This is a genomic window from Shinella yambaruensis, assembly GCF_050859155.1.
Taxonomy (GTDB): domain Bacteria; phylum Pseudomonadota; class Alphaproteobacteria; order Rhizobiales; family Rhizobiaceae; genus Shinella; species Shinella yambaruensis.
The window spans coordinates 196,532-214,783 of the sequence record NZ_CP150642.1 but is presented as its reverse complement, the minus strand read 5'-3'; the positions used below and the strand labels follow the sequence as shown (position 1 = coordinate 214,783).

Genomic DNA, 18,252 nt, shown 5'->3' with positions numbered 1-18,252 from the left:
CCTTTCATAGCAAGAAGAGAACCGCAGCGCTCACGTGCTGCAGATGGTGATAGCGATTTTTGAAAGAAAAGGTTCGTTCAGGGCGCGTTGCCAGATGCGCGATAACCAAAGCCAAGCAAGCAAATATCGACAATCGACATATAGGCCTTCCCTATCCCGTTGTCAACTTTTAGTTGTCAGCCTTGAATAACTTCGGCATCTGGTTGCATTGCAAGCGTCGTTTGCCACCACGCCGCAGGCGCTGCAGAACGCCTGCTTCGTTAGGGACGTGTCTTTACTCAGCGCTTGGCTGTCATATCGGCTTCGTCTCTCGTCAGGAACTGGAGCGTAACTGCAGCGACATTGTCTTCAAGCCACTTTGCCATCGCGAGTTCCTCATCAAGGATATGACGGCACACAGTAGCTGTCTCCTCGTCCCCCAAATATTCAGCGGTGGCGATCAGGATACGATAGCTGGCGATCTCCATGTGTTCGAAGGTGTAGCTGGCGAGCGACCCCTTCACGACTTCGTCGCTGGCGAACATCCCGCCCATACCTTGGGCCATTGCGGTGAGTTTGCCCGCCGCGTCTTTGAAGGCCGAGTTGCCTTCACCGAGCCTGTCGAGGCAGCCCTTGAGCGAGGCGGCCTGCTGCTTCGTCTCTTCGATGTGCTTGCCGATGCGAGCCTTCAGTTCAGGGTAGTTTTCCAGCCGTTCGAACTGTGCGTTCAGCATCGTTTCGGCTTGTTCCTCCATCGCATGGGCGTCACGAAGCCAGGCGATTAGATTGTCGCGCGCATCTGTAGCCATTTGCTTTCTCCTTCGTTTGACCGAAGATCAACCCACGCAATCGTTGATTGTTCCGCTTGGCGAAACTGCGGCGCCCCAACGTTACCATCCGCCTCGCATATCCGTCATCGGTCGCAAGCTCCTGCATGAGGCCGGCACGCAAACCGGATTCCGCAACGAAGTTCTATGCCACATCGTCATGATCGGGCCTCATCACGCAAATTCACCGAAGGCCGCACGAAGAGGAGGGTAGACCAGGCGGGGACGACATCTCGCTCTCCGTCCGGGCCGCTCGCATACACGAGATCGCCGAGGCCTGCACCAAGGGCGCAAGGCTCGTCGGAGGCATTTGCTCGTAGTTGAAGCAGCCCGCCATTCAGCCGCCAGTCGATGAAGAGTTCCGTGTCCGTTTCCGATATCATGGTTGCCGCGTAGCCTTGGGCATTTGCGAGCAGCGGGACGACGGACCGACGGCGGATTTCGATAAGACGGGTCATGAATAAGCGCCACTTCTCCCGCTCCGGCACGTCCAGGTTTGTCCAGTCGAGCTTCGAGCCTGTGAAGGTCGTCCAGTCGTTCGGATCCAAAATATCCTTCGGCCCTGCCCCGGCGGGATAGCCGCCAAAATTCTCCGCCTCCTTGAAGCGGTTCCGGTGGATGTCGGCGGCCAGATCTCCAGTGTAGTCGGCAAAGAAGCGAAACGGGCGGTCGCTCAGATGTTCATCGCCCATGAAGACCAGGGGGATCTGTGGCGACAGGAAGAGGATCTCGGTCAGGAGGCGATGGACCTTCGGCTCGAGTGACGCGTGTAACCGGTCACCGAGCGCCCGATTGCCGACCTGATCGTGATTTTGAAGAAAGTGCACGAAGGCTGTCGGCGGCAGGGACGTAGGGTGAGGCAGTACAAAACCGATCGTAGTCTTGCCTTTGTTCAGATAGCCCTCGGCTAGCGCCTGCTTCACCTGTCGCCAGGGCCGCTCCTTGTAGGGGGCGTAATGGCCCTCGGCCTCCCCAGTGACAGCAACGTGCAAGGCGTGGTGGAATTCATCGTTCCAGTCTGCCGCAAACAGGCGATGACCAGTTTCATCTGCCACCAGCAGATCACCTCCGTTGCCGGGATTCTCCACGACGAGATGCACCTGGCGATCGGTGAACGCCGCGTGCACCGTATCGGAGATTTCCTGCAGAATGTGCGGCGTTCCAACATCGACAATCTGATCGACGGCATCGAGCCGAAGACCATCGAACCGATATTCCTGCAACCAGTGAAGAACGTTTCCGATGAAGTAAGATCGTACCGCGGGTTCGTCGAATGCAATCCGAGATCCCCACGGCGTGGGATTCTCGCTATGGAAGAAGCCGGGCGCATAGTGCGGCAGGAAGTTACCGTCCGGCCCAAAATGATTGTAGACCACATCGAGGAAAACCATCAGCCCGCACTTATGAGCAGCGTCAACGAAGCCCCGCAGATCGTCCGGTGTGCCATAGGCGTTGTGCGGCGCGAAGTGGAAAACACCGTCGTAACCCCAGCCCCAGCGGCCGGGAAACTGAGCAATCGGCATCAGTTCGATCGCGGTGAAGCCCATTTCGGCAAGTCGGGGCAAGTGCTCGATGGCTGCATCGTAGGTTCCATCCCGCGTAAACGTACCGACATGGAGCTCATAGAAGACGGCCTCTTCCCACGGACGTCCGCACCAGTCAGTCTGTCGCCAGGCAAAACAATCTGGCCCGCATAGCAATGAGGGGCCATCGACACCCAGCGGCTGGAAACGGGATGCGGGATCGGGCACGCGCCTGCCATCGGCAAGCACGAAGCCGTAGAGCGCTCCTACCGGTTGACTGTCCAGACGGACCGCGAACCAACCGTCATCCTGTCGGTCCATCGCCACCTGGCGGCCATCGATGTTCAGCTTCAAAGTGGATTCGGCCGGCGCCCAAAGCCGGAACACCGTCGAACCGTCCTCGCAAAATTGCGGCCCCCAACTGCATGCGCGCATCATCGCAGCAACCCCTGGCCGCCGTCTACATAGATCGGAGAGCCCGTCATGTGCGATGCCTCGGCGCTGAGCAGAAATCGGATGACCTTGGCGACATCGATTGCTTGACCAGGCTTGCCATCGGTCAAGGGAATGCTGCCCTGCGGCCAGATGACCGGCACTTCCGTTTCCGCACGGTTGCGAATTTCCGAGCCGGCGACAATGTTTGTGTCCACGGCTCCCGGGCAGACGACATTGATCCGGATGCGGTGTTTCCCAAGCTCAAGGGCGAGCTGCTGTGCCATGGCCACCTGCGCTGCCTTGGACGCGCTATAGGCGGTCGCACCTGGGTTGGTGAACGTGCGCACCCCATTGATGGACGAGACGATAACGATCGCACCGCCTCCGGCGCTCTTCAGGAGCGGAACGGCTTTGTGAAGGGTAAGGAAGGTACCGCGAAGATTGATGCGGATCGTCTCGTCCCACTCGGAAGGGCCTAGATCCTCGATCGGTGCCCAGACGCCGTTGATGCCGGCATTCGCCACCACAGCGTCCAAGCGGCCGAATTGGGTCTTCGTTTTCTGGACGATCTCACCAACGTCGGCTTCATCAGACACGTCACCGGCAATAGCGATTGCTTCAGTGCCAGCCACCAGAGCCTCCCGCGTTTCGGAGAGGGCATTTTCGTCGCGGTCGAAGAGCACGAGACGATGGCCAGTTGACGCAAGAAGTTCCGCCGTGGCCCGGCCTATTCCGGATCCGGCCCCGGTGATCACCGTAACGGGAGATTTCATGGGTCAGCTCCGCGCTTCGGACGTGAAGCCATTGGTCTCGACAGCTTCCTCGTTCATGGTCTCGTCGTCGATATTGCCCTGCTGCACGGGATCGATATCGAAAGCGGTGAGCTGGACCATGATTTCCTTGGCGCGCGTGATTGCGGCACTATCAGCGAGGTCATCCGCAACCATGCAGACCGATACCTTCTCCCCGCCCTCCCCGACAAATTCAACCGTCGTCGTGCCTTCTCTGCTGTGAACATTCGTTTCGATGAGTTGCATGGTGACCTCCTGTCAGGACCGCTGAACTGCCGCAACGCCCCGAAGTTCCTGTACGGTTCGAGACATTTTCTGCGTTGCGAGCCACTGCATGCCGCCGAAGGGAACATTCGGCGCGGTGTTGTGTTGCCGTTGGCAGAACAGGGAGCGCACCATGGCCAAAAACACATCACCGAAAGCAGCATCGGCGAAATCCTCAAAATCCACGGCAACGGCCGCGCAGGTCCACGATCAGAAGATGGTGCGCGGCAATGGCGGTGAGCTGCACCAGGTCGCCGAGGACGAAACCCCAATCCTGACCACCGCACAGGGCGGTCCAGTCGCCGACGACCAGAACTCCTTGCGCGTCGGGGCGCGTGGGCCGCTGCTGGTCGATGACTTCCATTTCCGCGAAAAGATCTTCCACTTCGACCACGAGCGCATCCCCGAACGGGTCGTCCATGCGCGCGGGTACGGAGCGCACGGCTTCTTCGAAACTTATGAATCCCTTGCTGCCTATACGCGCGCCGACCTCTTTCAGCGCGCCGGCGAGAAGACGCCCGCCTTTGTTCGCTTCTCCACAGTCGCGGGCAACAAGGGCTCGTTCGACCTAGCTCGAGACGTGCGCGGCTTCGCCGTGAAACTCTACACCCAGGAAGGCAACTGGGACCTCGTCGGCAACAACATCCCGGTCTTCTTCATTCAGGATGCCATCAAGTTTCCCGACATGGTGCATGCGGTGAAGCAGGAACCGGACCGCGCCTTCCCGCAGGCCCAGTCCGCCCATGACAATTTCTGGGACTTCATAAGCCTGACGCCCGAAAGCATGCATATGATCATGTGGGTCATGTCGGACAGAGCAATCCCGCGCTCCTTCCGCTTCATGGAGGGGTTCGGCGTACACACCTTCCGCCTCCTCAACGCGAAGGGTGAATCCACCTTCGTCAAATTCCACTGGAAACCCAAGCTCGGCCTGCAATCCGTCGCCTGGAACGAGGCCGTGAAGATCAACGGCGCCGACCCGGACTATCACCGCCGCGACCTGTGGAACGCCATCCAGTCGGGCAACTTCCCCGAATGGGAACTCTGTCTCCAATTGTTCGACCAGGATTTCGCCGACAGTTTCGACTTCGATGTCCTCGATCCGACCAAGATCATCCCCGAAGAGGTGCTGCCGGTGAAGCCGGTCGGCCGCCTCGTTCTCGATCGCATGCCGGAGAACTTCTTCGCCGAGACGGAGCAGGTCGCGTTCATGACCCAGAATGTGCCGCCCGGCATCGATTTTTCCAACGACCCTCTGCTGCAGGGCCGCAACTTCTCCTACCTCGACACCCAGCTAAAACGCCTCGGCAGCCCGAACTTCACCCATATTCCGATCAACGCGCCGAAATGTCCCTTCCATCATTTCCAGCAGGACGGGCATATGGCCATGCGCAATCCCGTCGGTCGCGCCAACTACCAGCCCAATTCCTGGGGCGAAGGTCCGCGTGAATCGCCAGTCGCCGGCTTCCCGCATTTCCCGGCGGAAGAGCAGGGCCAAAAGGTGAGGCTGCGTCCCGAAAGCTTTGCCGACCACTACAGCCAGGCGCGTCAATTCTACATCAGCCAGACACCGGCCGAGCAGCGGCACATCGCAGCCGCTCTGACGTTCGAGCTCAGCAAGGTCGAAACGCCCGTGATCCGTGAGCGTGTCGTCTCGCATCTGATGAACATCGACGAGACGCTTGCCAACACCGTCGGCGAGAAACTCGGCTTCCAGTCCATGCCGAAACCCGCCGATGCCGCCATGCCGACGCGACAGGACCTCGAGCCCTCGCCTGCGCTCAGCATCGTGGAACGAGGACCCAAACGCTTCGAGGGGCGCAAGCTTGGCATCCTCATCACGGACGGCGTCGATATCGACCTTTTGACCGGCCTGCAGGACGCCATTCTGGCGGAGAAAGCGGAAGTCGCCCTGATCGCTCCGAAAGTTGGTGGCGTGACGGCGTCCGACGGTTCATGGGTACCAGCTCAGTTCATGATCGATGGCGGCCCGTCCGTGCTTTTCGACGCGGTCGCGCTATTGCCGGCCAAGGCAGCGATGGATGATCTTCTTCAGGAGGCGACTGCGCGCGACTTCGTCGCCGATGCCTTTCAGCACTGCAAGTTCATCGGCCATGTCGTTGATGCCCTCCCGCTTCTGGAGAAGGCCGGGATCGCCGACAAGCTCGATGAAGGCGTGATGGAGCTGCCTGGTGAAGGAGGCCTCTCGGCATTTGTCGCGGAACTCGGAAAGCTGCGCCTATGGGCGCGCGAGCCTTCCGTCAAGCTCGGCAAGGCGTCCGTTCCGCCCGGGTAGCGGACGGCACGCTTCGCCGCAAGCACGGGGAACAAAGGCCGGACAAGCTTGTTGACTCCCCGCGCGATCGCGCCCGCCAATTTGGCACAAATTCAAACAAACAGGAGAGATCAATGGCCACCAAGACAATGGAAGACCTTTTCCTCGACGGCATCAAGGACATCTATTACGCCGAGCGCAAGATCGTCGCGGGCCTCAAGAAGATGATACGCGGCGCAGAGGCGCCGGAACTGAAGGCCGCCTTCGACAAGCATCTGCAGGAAACCGAGGGGCAGGTCGAGCGGCTCGTGCAGGTGTTCGAGCTTCTTGGCAAGCCGGCGCGCGGCAAGACCTGCCCGGCAATCGACGGCATTCTCGAGGAGGGCCAGGAAATTCTGGAGGAATTCAAGGACTCGCCCGCGCTCGACGCCGGCCTTCTCGCCGCCGCCCAGGCGGTCGAGCACTACGAGATCGCACGCTACGGCACCCTGAAGTCCTGGGCCATCCAGCTCGGCAAGACCGATGTCGCCAAGCTGCTCGACCAGACACTTGCCGAGGAAACGAAGACCGACCAGGCCCTGACCCAGCTGGCGGAAGCGAAGGTCAACCCCGAAGGCAAGACCAAGGCCGCGTGATCAGGCGTGGGCGGAGAAACGATATCTCCGCCCAACCCTGCGGGGCGAGACGCGACCGGCCTGTACGGTGCGATAGGAGCGACGATGTACGGCAAGTGGCGACATATCTGCGTGGACATGCAGCGCATGTTCGCCGAGGATATGCCTTGGAAGGTGTCCTGGATGGAGCGTGTCTCACCGCAGATCCTTGAAATCGCGGACCGTCATGCCGAGCGCACGATCTTCTCCCGCTTCCTGCCGCCGGCGCGTCCCGCCAATGCGCATGGCATGTGGCGTGCCTATTACGAAAAGTGGTGGATGATGACGGCCGAGCACCTGCCGGCCGAGATGTACGGTCTTCTTCCGGAACTCGCCGCCTTCACGCCCCCCGCCATCGTCTTCGACAAGCGGACTTATTCCCCTTGGATCGATGGACGGCTCGACGCCTTTCTGAAAGGGCTCGACGTCGATACGCTGGTCATCACCGGCGGAGAAACCGACGTCTGCGTTCTCGCCACTGCGCTCGGCGCCGTCGATCTCGGCTATCGCGTGATCGTTCTGACCGATGCCGTCTGCAGCGGCACGGACGAGACGCATGACGCCTCGCTGAAGCTGCTCGAAAGCCGCTTCACCGCGCAGTTGCAGGCCGTGCCGACCGAGGCGTTCCTGTCGTCGGTTTCCGGCTAGTCGCCCGCACGGCAAGGGCTTCAGAGCTCTGCGACGAGACGAAGGGCGCGCAGATATTTCTCACCATCCTCCCCGATCGTCTGCATCTGCGAAAGATTGTCTTCCAGATCCGCCCGCTTGACGGGCTTTGCCACGGGATTTGAAGCGGCCCGGCGGACAAAGGCTTCCCACTCTTCGCCCGGCCGTCGCGTCATGGCATCCACCGCACCGACGACGTCTGAGAGAACCCCTCCTCTCTCAGGCGGTCCAACGTCCATCCATTGCCCTTCTCGACCACGTCGTGCAGATAGGCGACGACTTTTTCGGTATCATCCGTGACGGAGGAGGCGACGCGCCGGCAGTGTTCGAAATAGGATTGTCCGGACTTGTCGGACTGACCTTCGTGCGCGGACTGGGCGACCAGCATTGCGTGATCGAGGTGGTTCACAGCGTCAAGGTCCTTCGGTTCTCCTGATTTTCTTCCGAGCGGGCTCATTTCCGGTCGATATTTCCACGGCTGGTGCCTCTGTCGAGGCGCTGTCCCCGTAGGAGCCCTCCTGCGAAGCCTCGAATTCCGCTTCCGCCATCGACCAGTGGCGCAGGTCTTCACCAACGGGAGACCCCTCCTCTTCCCAGATCCAATAGGCACGTCGGCGGATTTGTTCATTTCGATCCGTATCCGTCATCGATTTTCTCCTCGCCTTGCTATGTTTATGGTGATGCTGGAAGGGCCCAAAGTGCGCCCGTCCTTAAGGCTTGAGGACGACCTTGATGCAGCCGTCCTTCTTGTCGCGGAACGTTTTATAGAGTTCCGGCCCGTCCTCCAGCCCGGCGCGGTGGGTGATCACGAAGGAGGGGTCGATCTCGCCGCGCTCGATCCGCTCCAGGAGCAGCGGCAGGTAGTGCTGGACGGGCGTCTGGGCCATCCGGAACGTCAGGCCCCGGTTGATCGCCGAGCCCATCGGGATCTTGTCGAGAAAGCCGCCATAGACGCCGACGATGGAGACCGTGCCGAAGTTGCGGCAGCAATGGATCGCCTGGCGCAGCACATGCGGCCGGTCCGTTCCCATGAAAGTCGCGACCTTGACGCGGTCGACCAGCGCGTCGAGGCCGGACATGGTGTCGGGCTCCGTGCCGACCGCATCGATGCAGGCGTCGGCGCCGCGGCCGTCCGTCAGTTCCATGATGCGGTCGTAGATGTCCTCGGTGCGGAAATCGAGGACGAGCGCGCCGCTTTGCTCTGCCAGCGCCTTGCGCTCCGGCACGGTGTCGATGGCGATCACCCGCTCCGCGCCGAGCAGGAAGGCGCTCCGGATCGCCATCTGCCCGACCGGGCCGCAGCCCCAGATCGCGATCGTGTCGCCCGGCTGGATGTCGCAGAACTCCGCCGCCATGTAGCCGGTCGGGAAGATGTCGGAGAGGAAGAGGACCTGCTCGTCCGTCAGCCCGTCCGGCACCTTGATCGGGCCGACATCGGCGTAGGGCACGCGCATGTATTCCGCCTGCCCGCCGCTGAAGCCGCCGAGCAGGTGCGAATAGCCGAACAGCCCCGCCGGCGAGTTGCCCCAGAGCTTCGCCGCCTTGTCGCGGTTCGGGTTCGAGCGCTCGCAACCGGAATAATGGCCGCGCTTGCAGAAGAAGCATTCGCCGCAGGCGATGGTGAAGGGGACGACGACCCGATCGCCGACCTTCAGCGCCTTGTTGTCCGCCCCGACCTCGACAACCTCGCCCATGGTCTCGTGGCCGACGATGTCGCCGTGCTGCATGGAGGGGATGACACCGTCGAAGATGTGCAGGTCCGAGCCGCAGATCGCGCAGGCCGTCACCTTGATGATCGCGTCACGGCCGTCCTCGATCTTCGGGTCCGGAACGCTCTCGCAGCGGATGTCGCTCTTGCCGTGCCAAGTCAATGCTTTCATCACTCGTCCTCCTGCCCGGCTGCCGGGGGCTCGAAAGTGCCGACGATCTCGCCCTCGGCCAGCACACGCCCCTCCATCGCCGCCAGCACCGCATCCCGCGTCGCTCCGGGATCGATCCCGAGCGTCTCGACATCGAGGGCGAAGACCTGGAAGTGATAGTGATGCGCGGGATCGCCGACCGGCGGCTTCGGTCCCGTATAGCCGATCGATCCCCGGCTGTTGGCGCCCTGCTTCAGACCTTCCGGCTCCTGCAGGATCGGCGTGGCGGGGAGGCCTTCGCGCAGTTTCGTCAGATCGCCGGGGATGTCGTAGGCCAGCCAGTGGGTGAACGGCTTCGGCTTATCGGCATCCGGATCGTCCACGATGACCACGTAGGACTTCGTGCCCTCGGGCCCACCGTCCCATTCCAGCGCCGGGGACGCATTGTCGCCGTCGGCGGCATACTGGAGCGGAATCGGCTGGTCGGCCGGGAACGCCCCTCTCACTGCGATCGGCTGCTCGCCCTTCGCCTCGACAAGGTCGAGCGCGATCTTCGACGCGGGCTGTTCGGCGACGGCGTTGGGGATCGTCCTCGCCTCGCCCGCCGCCGCCTGCTGCCCGCCCTCGTGGGTGACACGATAGACGACGCCGTTGCTGTCGTCGGCGACAAAAAGCGCGCCGTCATTGCCGACGGCCACGCCCGTCAAGCGGCCGAGATAGCCGTATTTGCCGTTCTCCTGCTGCTGCAGGAAGCCTTCCAGGAAGCGTTCGAAGGCGACGGGCTTGCCGCTCTCGAAGTTAATGCGGACCACCTCGTAGCCGCTCGGCGGACGGCGGTTCCACGAGCCGCGCATGGCGACAAACGCATCGCCGCGATAGTCCTGCGGGAAGGCGCTGCCGTCGTAGAAGGCCATCTGCATCGGTGCGCTGTGCGGCGTGTAGCCGAGCACCGGTTCGGTCGACTGCCGTGCCCAATCCTCCAGCGATATGCCCTCCGGCGGATCGATATGCGGGTTGAGGCCGCTCATGCCGTAGACATAGGGCCAGCCGTATTTCTTGCCCTGTTCGAGACGATTGAGCTCCTCGATCTGCACCTCGTCGCCGAGCCAGTCGATGCCGTGGTCGACGCCGTAGAGGGCGCCCGTCGTCGTCTCCCAGTCGAAGCCGATCGTATTCCTGAGACCGCTCGCAAATATCGTCCGGCTCTTGCCGTCCTTGCTGGCGCGCAGAAGAGCCGCGTTTTCGGGATTGTCCTCCTGGCATTCATTGCAGGTGCTGCCAGAGGAGATATAGAGCATGCCGTCTGGCCCAACGGCGAGAGTGCGGTTGGCATGCTGGCCGGCGTCGGGCAAATCATTGATGATACGTGTCAGAGGACCGAATGTACCGTCTTCCTTGACATCGGCCGTATAGACATCGTGGATCGTCACGAGGAAGACTTTGCCGCCATCGAAGGCGATGCCGTGCATGCCCGGGCGACTGGCGACCGTCACCGCGCCGTCGGCCTTGCCGTCGCCATCGGCATCCTTCAGCATGATGACGTCGCCGACGGAGCGGCGGGTGGCATAGAGGACGCCGGTATCGGACACCGCAAGCATGCGCGGATTGACAAGATCGCGCGCAAAAACCTCGACCTTGAAGCCGTCCGGCGCCCTAATGAGATCTGTGAGCTTGTCGTCGTCGCCCATCTGGAGTTTTTCCGGCTCCAGAATTGAACCCTCGATGATCACGTCCGACGCGCGGCCAATCTCGCCCTTGATCTGGGCGTGCGCGCTTGCGGGCAAGAGAAACAAGAGAGCACAGGCCGGGAGGCGCAGGTTCTTGAACGTGTCCATATACAAATCTCCGGTTTCTAGGCCTAAGGCTTTGCCTGCGCATAAGCGGTGCGGGCATACTATCCGCACCGCAGGCACGTTGTTGAGCAGCGGCCGTTCAGATCATGATTTCGCCGCCCGTCACGGGAATGACGGCGCCCGTCATGTAACTGCCGAGGTCGGAGGCGAGCAGGACGTATGCGCCCGCCAGTTCGGCTGGTTGGCCGGCGCGGCCAAGCAGGGCTTGTTTGCCAAAATCCTTCGTCTTCTCCGGCGGCATGGTGGACGGAATGAGGGGCGTCCAGATCGGCCCTGGCGCCACGGCGTTCACCCGAATGCCCTTGTCGGCCACCATTTCGGCCAGACCGGCCGTGAAATTCGAGATCGCACCCTTTGTCGATGCATAGGCGAGCAGATGTGGCGATGGTTGACGCGACTGGATAGACGTCGTGTTGATAATCGAGCTGCCGGGCTTCATGTGCGGTATCGCGGCGCGGGCGAGAAAGAACGGAGCATAGATATTGGTTCGGAACGTTCGATCCCACTCTGCTGCGCTGATATCTCCGATATCGGCATAGGTGCGCTGGAAGGCGGCGTTGTTGACGAGGACGTCGAGCTGCCCGAAGTTCTCGATGCATTGGCGCACGAGGTGGGCGCAGTGCTCTTCGGTGCTTATGTCGCCCGGAAGGACAAGCGCTCGTCGCTCCTCCCGTTCGATCCAGCGAGCCGTTTCAATTGCATCCTCATCTTCGCTCAGATAGGAAACGACGACATCTGCGCCCTCGCGGGCAAATGCGATGGCCACGGCGCGGCCGATACCAGAATCGGCGCCTGTGATCAGCGCAACCTTTCCCTTGAGGCGGCCCGACCCGATGTAACTCTCTTCACCATGGTCGGGTGGGGGCGTCATGGCTTTTGTCAAACCGGGGGGCGTTTGCTTCTGTTCCGGCTGCGGCGGAAACGGCCGGCGTTCGTCGTCGCTCATGGTATTCTCCAGTTTTCAACGCTCAACTAGCCAACTCGACTGAGTAGGAGATGTTCCCGCGCTTTGGGCTGGCGTGGCAACGAGTGGCAACGGCCGCCGAAAATCATCGTCGGCTGCGTCTGGCAGCAAGGAAGCCGAGCAGCGCAATGCCTGTCAGTGCGATCAGCACCGTTCGGCTAGCACGGTGAGGCGATCTCAGCCCTCCATCGATATGGGCTGCATCCGCTGAAGGGTGGTAGAGATTGCCGTCGCCCGTGGCGACGCGCCGTGCGCGCTTGAAATAGCTGGCCATCCCGCGTGCCAGAATGCGTGCGGTAAGATCGAGCGCAAGCAGATGCGCGAGCCTGGAGACACTCGTCACGGCCCCCACGGTCGTCGTCGCACGTGGGAAACGCGCCACGCGAACGATAGCCTCCGCCACGTCACGCGCATCGATTAACGGGGGTGGCGCGGTGATCTCGCGGCCGACGTAGTTCGCTCCATGTCGCAGGCCGGGCGTATCGACGAAAGCCGGGTAAACCTCGCAGATATGAATGCCGGGCCGGTCCGCAAGCTCACCTCGCAGCGCTTCGGAAAACCCGCGTAGCCCAAACTTGCTGGCGCTGTAGGCGGTTGCAAACGGCGCGGCGGCGAAGCCCCCGAGCGAGATCATGTTTATGAAGACACCGCGTTGCTGCCGAAGGAAAATCGGCAAAACGGCATGGGCGTCGTTGATATGGCCTAAGAGATTGGTTCGAATGATCTGTTCATGAGCCTCGATCGGCGTTTCCTCGAAACGCCCGACCGCGCCAACGCCTGCATTGCTGATCCAGAAGTCGATCCGCCCGAAGGCCAATGCCTTTTCAGCGAGAGCTTTGACACATGTGGCGTCACCGACGTCGGCAATGACCGGTAGCGCCTCCGCACCAAGCCGGTTGCAAGCATGCGCCACCCGCGAAAGAGCCTCGCCGTTTCGAGCAGCCAGTATGAGCCGGCTCCCATGCCTTGGCAAAAGCCTCAGCCGTCGCCTGGCCTATGCCGCTCGACGCACCGGTTATCACCACGACTGCATCCGCAAGTTCTTTCGCCATAACTCTTCACCTTTCAAGAATGGCAATCGAACCGGCAGGACCTCGAAAGGTTCCGTCCGAGAAGGTGCGACGGACAAAACGCTCCGTTGAGGAACAACGCCGTTCCGCACCGGTTTGGAGAACCAGTCATTCACGGAGTAGGTCGATGAAGTTTGTTCGAGACAACGGTTTGACCATCGTGCTCGTCGCCGCCACGATTGGAACGTTGGTCGGTATGACGGTGAGCGGGCTATCGGTTTACAACGAGGAGCTGGCTGAACATCGCCTGCCTGCCACTACTTTCGCCAGTTATGTCGCCAGCGGCCATTTCCTATCCGCACTTTTCGAAAACTGGGAAAGTGAGTTCCTTCAGATGTCGGCGTACGTCGTTCTGACGGCATTTCTGTTTCAGCGGGGTTCCGCAGAATCCAAAGACCCTGATCAGATTGAAGAGCATGACCTGAAACCCGCTGATCAAATCGGGCGACCCGGCACTCCGAAAAGTGTGCGGGCGGGTGGTCTCGGCCGAACGCTTTACGCGTATTCGCTTGGAATAGCGCTATTCACCTTATTCCTGCTGAGCTTTGCCTTGCACTTGCTGGAGAGCGCTCGCGCCGCGACCCTGGACGCACAACGCCACGCCAGGCTGTCTCCGCTGAGCAGCGTTCGACCGGCGATGAACTGCTCCAGACCGCGTGGCGACGTGCGCTCCGGCACTCCGCTTTCCGTCGAAAGCGCTTCTTCGTGGGCGGGTCTGACGCCGCCAGACGCTTCCGAAAGGGCAGGAGCTGATGTCTCGGTCATAACCTCTTCTCTCGATGCGATCGGTGTTTTTTCCAGCAGGGTGCTGCCGATTAATGCGCAAGTCCTGGGGTTGTTGCAGCCGGGTCGGCGGACGTACGGGCTTGGTAGGGCCGGCAAGAGCCGGCCCTGAGGTGGCACCATCACCAGGCGACGGGGCCTTCCGGTGCGACGAACTGGCCGGAGACGGCGCCCTCGCCCAGCAGCGCATATTGGACCGGCAGCCGCGCGCCTTCCGCAGGCGTCATGTGGCCATTGCCGCCGGTAAGATCGGTCTGCACATAGCCCGGCGCAACGGAATTCACGACAATGGACGTACCCTTGAGTTCCGCGGCAAGCTGCACCGTCAGCATGTTCAGCGCCGCCTTGGAGGCATTGTAGCCGATCAGTCGCGCCTCGTAATAGGGCGATGTCGGATCCCCATTGACCTGAAGTGAGCCGAGCGTCGTGGACAGGTTAACGATGCGACCGGCCGCGGATTTGCGCAGCAGCGGCACCATGGCCTGCGTGAGGGCCAGGCTGCCGACGAAATTCGTTTCCATCAGCCGTCGGGCCGCAGCGACAGTTCCAAGCGTGGGTGGCCCGTCCGCGCCGTCGACGATGCCGGCATTGTTCACCAGAATGTCGAGCCGACCATGCCGCGCCGCGATCTCCTCAGCAGCGGCGGCGATGGTCTTTTCGTCATTCACATCAATGACAATCGGCTCCACCGCCAGACCGTCTCGCGCCAGTTCATCCGCCGCGGCCCGTCCCCGCGACTTGTCGCGGGCGCCCATCATGACCATGACACCGGTTTGCGCCAGTTGCCGTGCGATCTCAAAGCCTATGCCTTTGTTAGCGCCCGTCACGAGCGCGATTTTCATTCGATCCGTCATAAATCACCTTTGCATATTGGGAGCATGCACGGCTAAATATATGAAGGATGATTCGCGTTTTGGATTCGCATATGGACGTCTCCCCACCACGCCATCTCAAAGCCCGGAAAACACCGCGTCAGGCCCGCTCCAACTCGACGATCGATGCGATTTTCGAAGCGACTATTCAGGTTTTGATCAAGGAGGGAACCCATCGCCTGACGACCACCAGGGTTGCCGAGCGCGCGGGCGTTTCGGTCGGCACCATGTACCAATACTTTCCGCACAAGCAGGCCTTGCTCTATGCGCTCAACGAACGCTATCTGGACAGATTGGCAGAACGCGTGGAAATGACCTGCCGCAAGCTTCATGGCCGGCCGACAGGTGAGATGATCGAGGCCCTCATTACCGCATACTGGGAAGCAAAGACGGAGCGCAGCGATGTCACGCGCGCGCTCTATAGCTCGGCGGTCGAGCTGGATAATGAGGCGTTGATTGATGCTTTCGCCAAACGCATGGATGCCGCGACCAAGGCGATGCTGTTAAGCGCCCCAAATGCTCGCTACAACGATATCAGCCTCGTCAACTTGACACTTCTATCCGTCATCTTCGGAACGGTCAGGAATGTCTTCGAACGCAACCTGCCACCTTCAGACCAGGACGCCATTCGTGATGAGATGAGACGCATGTGTCTCGCTTACCTCGCTGTGGCAGGCGGTGAGATGCATGCGCCGATCCAGGTGGTTTGAAGGCCGCAGTTGGTTAGCACGTCTTCACTGAACCGCCGATCTAAGCCTGTGACGGCATAAGGCGGAAATTCTCTTAACGAGACGCTCGAACCTGTTCAGATATCCGAGCCACCTCTTCGGTCATCGGCGATTCCTTCGGATCAGGTTAATGTTAGCAACCTCGAACCTGCTGGAGAACCTGCTCGCAACGGCGCCGTTAAGGGCCCGCTCGCGAGCGGTTTTGTTAGCGCCGACCTACACCACCTGTGGACACACAACTGGGCCTGATTCACAACCTGATTTACGAACCAACAATTCGTGTGGTCCCGACCCACAGTTCACGCGCAGGGCCCTTCCCGATGTTGCGGGCCCGGTGCGGCAGCTTCGAGGGGAAATGCAGCGTGTCGCCCGCCGTTAGCCGATATTCCTTGCCGTCCACCTCGTAGAGGACTTCCCCCTCTATCAAATAGATGAAGTCTTCGCCTTCGTGGCTTGTCAGCTCCGAGACATAACCTTCTGGAATCTGTGTGATGCAGCCATTCAGCAGCGCGCCCGGGAAGCCGCGCTCGAGGAGTTCGTAGACCCGGTTCGTCGTCGTGACATTGTAGCCCGGCCGTTCGCCGGCATGAGACACGATGGAGTGCCCATGGCGCAACGGCTGGGAGAGGAACGTGTCAACACTGGTGTCGAGCGCATTGGCGACATTGTAGAGCGAGATCAGTGAGGGCGTCGAAAGCCCGCGCTCGATCTGGCTGATGAAGCCTTCGGTCAGCCCGGCTTCCTGCGCCACCTGCTTCATAGTCTTGCCTATGTCTTTGCGCCGCTTGCGCAACATTTGGCCGAGCGCTGCCGGTGCCGGCATGTCTTCGCCGGTGTTTTCGACATCCGTGCCGCGCGTATTTTCGTTGTCGAGGGTCATCATGGCTTTCCGCTTGACTTGTACCGCGCGATTGACTTTAGTACAGCTAAAGTCGGTTGCGCAAGCCACAAAGCCTATAGCGCTAGCTGCCGATTTTTAAGGGGGACAAACAAATTGGCGGTCACTTTAGTCCGGTTCAGGATCGGTCCTAGCCAAGGACATTGGATCCAATATCCAGACTATGACGTGCAGATATCGTCGAATCAACGAGGAGGAATGAAATGAAGCGTTTTCTGCCGATCCTGCTGGGCGCGAGCCTGAGCCTAGCGGTCGCCACGTCCGCACTCGCCATCGAGCGCGGCGGATCGATGGCCTTCGCCCGCTATGACGATTCGGCGATCATCGACCCCGTCTGGGCGGACCGGAACCCCGACCTCTGGCTGATCAATGCGCTCTACGAAACCCTGCTGCGCAACGGCCCCGACGGGTCCGTCGTCGCCGGCCTTGCCGAAAGCCATGACGTCTCGGCGGATGGCAAGACCATCACGCTGACGCTGCGCGAGGGCCTGAAATTCTCCGACGGCTCGCCGCTGACGGGCGAGGACGTCGTCTTCTCGCTCGATCGCGCGCGCAATCCCGATCTCGGCCCCTGGGCCGGCCTGCTCGGCTCCGTCGAAAGCGTGAAGGCCGAAGACAACACGATCACCCTCTCGCTGAAGCAGCCCGACCCGACGATCCTGTCGATCCTCGCCACCTTCAACACCGGTATTGTCTCGAAGGCGGCCTTCGAAAAGGCGGCCGGCGCGACGGACCAGGAAAAGGCGCAGGCCTATTTCGCCGGAAATCCCGTCACCTCGGGCCCGTTCACGCTGAAGAGCCGGGTGCAGGGCGCCAGCATGACCTTCGCCCGCAACCCGAACTACTGGCGCGCCGGCGAGGACGGCAAGCCGCTGCCCTATCTCGACGAAGTCAATTTCGTCGTCATCCCCGACGACGCGACGCGCATCCTGAAGCTGCAGGCCGGCGAAGTCGACGCAGCCGAGTTCATTCCCTTCGCCCGCGTCGGGGAGCTCAGCGCCGACGCCAACCTGAAGATGGAGCTCTTCCCCTCGACCCGCATCGTCTACGCGCCGATCAACACCCGCGAGACCAAGGCGGACGGCGCGAAGAACCCGCTTTCCGACGTCAAGGTGCGCCAGGCGCTGAACTATGCGACGAACAAGGACGTGCTGATCAAGCTCGTCACCTTCGACACCGGCAAGCCGATGACCTCGCTGATGTCGGCCGCCACGCAGCTCCACTACGGCCCCGAGCCGCTCTATCCCTACAATCCTGACAAGGCCAAGGAACTGCTTGGCGAAGCCGGGCTTTCCGGCGGCTTCGAGGTGAAGCTGACGACGCTCGCCGGCAGCGCCGACGACGCCACGCTCTTCACCGCGCTCCAGCAGATGTGGGCGCCGCTCGGCGTCAACCTCTCCGTCGAGCAGGTTGACAACCCGACGCGCGGCGAGAAAAACCGCTCCGGCGCCTTCGACATCCACACCTATGGCTGGGCGAACGACGTGAACGACCCGGCGCAGGTCACCGGCTGGCTCGGCTACTACAAGCAGCGCCAGGCCGTCGGCACGGGCTGGAACAATGCGGAATTCAACGAACTCTTCGAAAAGTCGAATTCCGAAGTCGATCCGGACAAGCGCCGCGAGGAATACAAGCGCATGCAAGAGATCTACGCCACGGAAGCCCCGTTGCTCTTCCTCTTCGAGACGCCGTTCGCCACCGCCGTCTCGCGCTCCGTCGAAGGCTATGTGCAGACCCCGCTCGGCGCCAACGATTTTTCTGAAGCCTGGCGCGCCAAGTGATCTGACCTGAGAAATGCTTGAAAGCCGCCTG

Annotated in this window: 16 protein-coding genes and 2 pseudogenes; 6 read left to right on the top strand and 12 right to left on the bottom strand. The window is 61.3% G+C overall.

The window, feature by feature from the left end; translation table 11 throughout:
• Window positions 1–278 precede the first annotated feature (278 nt).
• The 4 genes from WMC41_RS30495 to WMC41_RS30480 form a co-directional block, all read right to left on the bottom strand.
• Window positions 279–788, bottom strand: coding sequence for a ferritin-like domain-containing protein (locus WMC41_RS30495; RefSeq protein WP_432349875.1), 510 nt, complete (start codon window positions 786–788; stop codon window positions 279–281).
• A gap of 176 nt (window positions 789–964) precedes the next feature.
• Window positions 965–2,767, bottom strand: coding sequence for a malto-oligosyltrehalose trehalohydrolase (treZ, locus tag WMC41_RS30490; RefSeq protein ID WP_432349874.1), 1,803 nt, complete (start codon window positions 2,765–2,767; stop codon window positions 965–967).
• Window positions 2,764–3,537 carry an SDR family oxidoreductase gene (locus tag WMC41_RS30485; protein WP_432349873.1) on the bottom strand — a complete coding sequence of 258 codons (774 nt, stop codon included), beginning with the start codon at window positions 3,535–3,537 and terminating at the stop codon, window positions 2,764–2,766. Before WMC41_RS30485 ends, treZ begins: the two co-directional genes overlap by 4 nt.
• A gap of 3 nt (window positions 3,538–3,540) precedes the next feature.
• On the bottom strand, window positions 3,541–3,801 hold the full coding sequence (locus WMC41_RS30480) for a hypothetical protein (protein WP_432349872.1): 261 nt from the start codon (window positions 3,799–3,801) through the stop codon (window positions 3,541–3,543).
• Between the two features lie 235 nt (window positions 3,802–4,036).
• On the opposite strand from WMC41_RS30480, the gene catE reads away from it, so the two are divergent.
• From catE to WMC41_RS30465, 3 genes are all read left to right on the top strand, one after another.
• The gene (gene catE, locus WMC41_RS30475; protein WP_432350206.1) at window positions 4,037–6,115 is read left to right on the top strand and encodes a catalase C; all 2,079 of its coding nucleotides are present in this window, start codon (window positions 4,037–4,039) and stop codon (window positions 6,113–6,115) included.
• A 113-nt stretch (window positions 6,116–6,228) separates the two neighbouring features.
• Complete coding sequence (locus WMC41_RS30470) at window positions 6,229–6,729, top strand: ferritin-like domain-containing protein (RefSeq protein WP_432349871.1); 501 nt, start codon at window positions 6,229–6,231, stop codon at window positions 6,727–6,729.
• An 84-nt stretch (window positions 6,730–6,813) separates the two neighbouring features.
• A complete protein-coding gene (locus WMC41_RS30465) occupies window positions 6,814–7,395 on the top strand; it encodes a cysteine hydrolase family protein (RefSeq protein ID WP_432349870.1) in 582 nt (193 codons plus the stop codon).
• 20 nt (window positions 7,396–7,415) lie between these two features.
• On the opposite strand, the pseudogene WMC41_RS30460 reads toward WMC41_RS30465, so the two are convergent.
• From WMC41_RS30460 to WMC41_RS30435, 6 genes and pseudogenes are all read right to left on the bottom strand, one after another.
• A pseudogene (locus WMC41_RS30460) lies at window positions 7,416–7,822 on the bottom strand (HD domain-containing protein).
• 4 nt (window positions 7,823–7,826) lie between these two features.
• Window positions 7,827–8,060 carry a DUF2934 domain-containing protein gene (locus WMC41_RS30455; RefSeq protein WP_432349869.1) on the bottom strand — a complete coding sequence of 78 codons (234 nt, stop codon included), beginning with the start codon at window positions 8,058–8,060 and terminating at the stop codon, window positions 7,827–7,829.
• A 63-nt stretch (window positions 8,061–8,123) separates the two neighbouring features.
• Window positions 8,124–9,293 (bottom strand): zinc-dependent alcohol dehydrogenase, encoded by a 1,170-nt coding sequence (locus tag WMC41_RS30450; protein WP_432349868.1) that lies wholly within the window; start codon window positions 9,291–9,293, stop codon window positions 8,124–8,126.
• Window positions 9,293–11,107 (bottom strand): YbhB/YbcL family Raf kinase inhibitor-like protein, encoded by a 1,815-nt coding sequence (locus WMC41_RS30445; RefSeq protein WP_432349867.1) that lies wholly within the window; start codon window positions 11,105–11,107, stop codon window positions 9,293–9,295. Before WMC41_RS30445 ends, WMC41_RS30450 begins: the two co-directional genes overlap by 1 nt.
• A 97-nt stretch (window positions 11,108–11,204) precedes the next feature.
• The gene (locus WMC41_RS30440; RefSeq protein ID WP_432349866.1) at window positions 11,205–12,071 is read right to left on the bottom strand and encodes an SDR family oxidoreductase; all 867 of its coding nucleotides are present in this window, start codon (window positions 12,069–12,071) and stop codon (window positions 11,205–11,207) included.
• Between the two features lie 103 nt (window positions 12,072–12,174).
• A pseudogene (locus tag WMC41_RS30435) lies at window positions 12,175–13,141 on the bottom strand (SDR family oxidoreductase).
• Window positions 13,142–13,286: 145 nt separating this feature from the next.
• Here WMC41_RS30435 and WMC41_RS30430 point away from each other — a divergent pair.
• Entirely contained in the window at window positions 13,287–14,054 is a 768-nt protein-coding gene (locus tag WMC41_RS30430) for a DUF6766 family protein (RefSeq protein WP_432349865.1), read from the top strand.
• A 10-nt stretch (window positions 14,055–14,064) separates the two neighbouring features.
• Here the strand turns inward: WMC41_RS30430 and WMC41_RS30425 are convergent, their stop codons facing one another.
• Window positions 14,065–14,796: an SDR family oxidoreductase gene (locus WMC41_RS30425; RefSeq protein WP_432349864.1), complete on the bottom strand. Its 732-nt coding sequence runs from the start codon at window positions 14,794–14,796 to the stop codon at window positions 14,065–14,067.
• Between the two features lie 71 nt (window positions 14,797–14,867).
• On the opposite strand from WMC41_RS30425, the gene WMC41_RS30420 reads away from it, so the two are divergent.
• The gene (locus WMC41_RS30420) at window positions 14,868–15,524 is read left to right on the top strand and encodes a TetR/AcrR family transcriptional regulator (protein WP_432349863.1); all 657 of its coding nucleotides are present in this window, start codon (window positions 14,868–14,870) and stop codon (window positions 15,522–15,524) included.
• A 280-nt stretch (window positions 15,525–15,804) separates the two neighbouring features.
• Here the strand turns inward: WMC41_RS30420 and WMC41_RS30415 are convergent, their stop codons facing one another.
• Window positions 15,805–16,422 (bottom strand): helix-turn-helix domain-containing protein, encoded by a 618-nt coding sequence (locus WMC41_RS30415; protein ID WP_432349862.1) that lies wholly within the window; start codon window positions 16,420–16,422, stop codon window positions 15,805–15,807.
• Between the two features lie 221 nt (window positions 16,423–16,643).
• Here WMC41_RS30415 and WMC41_RS30410 point away from each other — a divergent pair, with 221 nt between their 5' ends.
• Entirely contained in the window at window positions 16,644–18,221 is a 1,578-nt protein-coding gene (locus tag WMC41_RS30410; protein WP_432349861.1) for an ABC transporter substrate-binding protein, read from the top strand.
• The last annotated feature ends 31 nt before the right edge of the window (window positions 18,222–18,252 follow it).

What these genes read in the sequence shown, in the direction of transcription:
- WMC41_RS30495 (WP_432349875.1), bottom strand. Translation starts at nt 788, where the DNA reads ATGGCTACAGATGCGCGCGACAATCTAATCGCCTGGCTTCGTGACGCC.
- treZ (WP_432349874.1), bottom strand. Translation starts at nt 2,767, where the DNA reads ATGATGCGCGCATGCAGTTGGGGGCCGCAATTTTGCGAGGACGGTTCG.
- WMC41_RS30485 (WP_432349873.1), bottom strand. Translation starts at nt 3,537, where the DNA reads ATGAAATCTCCCGTTACGGTGATCACCGGGGCCGGATCCGGAATAGGC.
- WMC41_RS30480 (WP_432349872.1), bottom strand. Translation starts at nt 3,801, where the DNA reads ATGCAACTCATCGAAACGAATGTTCACAGCAGAGAAGGCACGACGACG.
- catE (WP_432350206.1), top strand. Translation starts at nt 4,037, where the DNA reads ATGGTGCGCGGCAATGGCGGTGAGCTGCACCAGGTCGCCGAGGACGAA.
- WMC41_RS30470 (WP_432349871.1), top strand. Translation starts at nt 6,229, where the DNA reads ATGGCCACCAAGACAATGGAAGACCTTTTCCTCGACGGCATCAAGGAC.
- WMC41_RS30465 (WP_432349870.1), top strand. Translation starts at nt 6,814, where the DNA reads ATGTACGGCAAGTGGCGACATATCTGCGTGGACATGCAGCGCATGTTC.
- WMC41_RS30455 (WP_432349869.1), bottom strand. Translation starts at nt 8,060, where the DNA reads ATGACGGATACGGATCGAAATGAACAAATCCGCCGACGTGCCTATTGG.
- WMC41_RS30450 (WP_432349868.1), bottom strand. Translation starts at nt 9,293, where the DNA reads ATGAAAGCATTGACTTGGCACGGCAAGAGCGACATCCGCTGCGAGAGC.
- WMC41_RS30445 (WP_432349867.1), bottom strand. Translation starts at nt 11,107, where the DNA reads ATGGACACGTTCAAGAACCTGCGCCTCCCGGCCTGTGCTCTCTTGTTT.
- WMC41_RS30440 (WP_432349866.1), bottom strand. Translation starts at nt 12,071, where the DNA reads ATGAGCGACGACGAACGCCGGCCGTTTCCGCCGCAGCCGGAACAGAAG.
- WMC41_RS30430 (WP_432349865.1), top strand. Translation starts at nt 13,287, where the DNA reads ATGAAGTTTGTTCGAGACAACGGTTTGACCATCGTGCTCGTCGCCGCC.
- WMC41_RS30425 (WP_432349864.1), bottom strand. Translation starts at nt 14,796, where the DNA reads ATGACGGATCGAATGAAAATCGCGCTCGTGACGGGCGCTAACAAAGGC.
- WMC41_RS30420 (WP_432349863.1), top strand. Translation starts at nt 14,868, where the DNA reads ATGGACGTCTCCCCACCACGCCATCTCAAAGCCCGGAAAACACCGCGT.
- WMC41_RS30415 (WP_432349862.1), bottom strand. Translation starts at nt 16,422, where the DNA reads ATGACCCTCGACAACGAAAATACGCGCGGCACGGATGTCGAAAACACC.
- WMC41_RS30410 (WP_432349861.1), top strand. Translation starts at nt 16,644, where the DNA reads ATGAAGCGTTTTCTGCCGATCCTGCTGGGCGCGAGCCTGAGCCTAGCG.